Source organism: Pauljensenia sp. UMB3104, from assembly GCF_030217285.1.
In the GTDB taxonomy this organism is placed as follows: Bacteria; Actinomycetota; Actinomycetes; order Actinomycetales; family Actinomycetaceae; genus Pauljensenia.
On sequence record NZ_JASONN010000461.1, the window covers coordinates 1 to 250 of the forward strand.

1 pseudogene is annotated in these 250 nt (G+C 39.2%); it reads left to right on the forward strand.

Annotated features, from left to right (window positions below):
- Positions 1 to 70: 70 nt before the first annotated feature.
- Positions 71 to 250, forward strand: a pseudogene (locus tag QP415_RS12405) (hypothetical protein); the annotation flags it as partial.

Genomic DNA, 250 nt, shown 5'->3' on the forward strand with positions numbered 1-250 from the left:
GATGGTAACTCTTTATTCTCTATACAGTGGTAAAGCTGAGCGTCTAGTCAAGTGGCTTGAGATGAGTCCTATGAAGCAATTCACAACACTGGATACTCATGATGGTATTGGGGTTGTTGATGTTAAGGATATTCTGACTGATAAAGAAATTGACTTTGCAACCAATGAACTATATAAGGTTGGGGCTAATGTCAAGCGTAAGTATTCCTCAGCTGAGTACAACAATCTGGACATTTACCAGATTAACTCG